2 protein-coding genes are annotated in these 2,161 nt (G+C 37.7%); both read left to right on the forward strand.

The features are described from left to right. The coding region (locus IEY42_RS21970; RefSeq protein ID WP_188927294.1) for an IS256 family transposase at window positions 1–1,051 on the forward strand (1,051 nt) is incomplete at its 5' end. 92 nt (window positions 1,052–1,143) lie between these two features. After that, complete coding sequence (locus IEY42_RS21975; protein WP_188927295.1) at window positions 1,144–2,079, forward strand: hypothetical protein; 936 nt, start codon at window positions 1,144–1,146, stop codon at window positions 2,077–2,079. Window positions 2,080–2,161 lie beyond the last annotated feature (82 nt).

Genomic DNA, 2,161 nt, shown 5'->3' on the forward strand with positions numbered 1-2,161 from the left:
ATCCACTTCACCTAATAGCCGTAACGGTAAAACCAGCAAGCGCATTCAAACTGAAGATGGCCAGTTTGAACTTGATACACCGCGAGACCGTGAAGGCAGTTTCGAACCTCAGTTAGTTAAAAAACACCAGTCCAGATTTACCTCTATGGACGATAAAATATTGTGGCTCTACGCTCAAGGCATGAGTACTCGTGATATCGTTCAAGCCTTTGATGAATGGTACGGCGCAGAAATATCACCCACGTTAGTTTCTCGCGTAACCAACGCCGTTCTCGAGCAAGTTATTGAGTGGCAAAGTCGACCTTTAGATGCCATTTACCCAATCGTTTACCTTGATTGTATCGTCGTAAAAATCCGTCAAGATAAGCGCGTTATCAACAAATCAATTTTCCTAGCGCTGGGTATCAACCTTGAAGGCCATAAAGAGCTGATGGGGCTTTGGATAGCTGAAAATGAAGGGGCTAAATTTTGGTTAAATGTCCTCACTGAACTGCAACAACGAGGCGTTGAGGATATTCTCATCGCTTGTGTCGATGGCCTAAAAGGTTTCCCTGACGCTATCAATACCGTTTATCCAGATACTCATGTACAGCTCTGTATCGTGCATATGGTCAGAAACTCGTTAAAGTACGTATCGTGGAAAGACTACAAGGCGGTAACTGCGGACCTTAAGAGCATTTATCAATCAGCAACGGAGGAAGAAGCATTACTCGAGCTCGACCGTTTCAGCAATACCTGGGATGAGCAATACCCCCAAATTAGCAAGTCATGGCATAACCATTGGCATAACTTAAATACGTTTTTTAACTACCCTCAGGATATTCGTAAGGCTATCTACACAACCAATGCTATTGAGTCATTAAACAGTGTAATTAGACGAGCGTTGAAAAAGCGTAAGGTATTTCCAAATGATGACTCGGCCAAGAAAATGATTTACCTTGCTATAAAAGAAGCCAGTAAAAAATGGACCATGCCCATTCGAAACTGGCGTACTGCGATGAATCGATTTATTATTGAATTCGAAGACAGAATTGTGAAGTATATTAACTAAATTGCAGTTACACAGAATCTGTTACACCCTCTGCAAGGCTAAATTCATTAACAACTAAACTTCTTATTTTTTACTCGATTATTATGATCTCTTTGTATTCAGCTCAAAATTTACAGGATGTTGAGTTAAGAATTTTAGGATATAGCTTTAAAAATCTTGGAGCTTATAAAGAATTTATACTGTTCATCGGCGCAATCGTCACCCCTATCTCTGCACTTGTAGCTGCGTATAAAAAGTATATTGATGCTTTAATCAAAGAGTGTATAGCCAAAATAGCCCCTGACGAAAACGTCCGTGATTTTTACAAGCATATTTGGGTGGATTACGCAGCTGACGCACTTTTCAAAAAGATGGCAAAAGGTGAAAAGATTCATGAGCATGGTTTCTCTGTTCTTTTAGCTGCATTTATTCTACTCATTTTAGCTTTAATCTTAATTACATTGTTATTAGCATCTTTTTTTATTCAAATCGTTGTTATTTACGATGTATTCGTTAATCCAGCAACACCTGGATATATCAATACTTTTGTAATTGTTTTTGCGTTGTCATCGATCCTTTTTTCTTGGCTAGTTTCAATAGTACAGTTGCTTATGCCTGAGGTTGATTACAGTAACTACGGAAAGGTAGCTAATCTTGAAAAGGAAGATCCTGAAAAGTATAAAAAGCTAATGGACGAGATTTCTAAAGAAGAGGCAAAAAAGGATGCTAAATCTATTATATTAACCTCAGCACTTACTTATTTAATAACATTTTCGGGACTAAGTTTTATTTGGTATGGCTTAACTTTACAGGAAATTTCTGTATTTTTACCAAAAGCAGTTACTGGAGCTATGTTTGTTATGTTCTTTTCAAACGAACTTCTAGGCTTTGTTCGTAAAATATCGTACAGGTGGTTTTTTAAATCTTATCCCGAGGGTAAAGAGGGAAGAATGAAGGTATTTACAAAATTACAGAAGTTTCTTTCATTTATGAAAATACTATCTCCTATGCTGTTAACCATTATATATTCGCAATATGCTTTTCAGTAACTAGAAAAGTGATTGCACTTAACACATATGAGCCTTCCGCCAGTCAATAGGCAAGCCTAACTTATTTGACTGCTTTTGCAGT

Origin of the sequence: Shewanella algicola (genome assembly GCF_014648035.1) — a bacterium.
Taxonomy (GTDB): Bacteria; Pseudomonadota; Gammaproteobacteria; order Enterobacterales; family Shewanellaceae; genus Shewanella; species Shewanella algicola.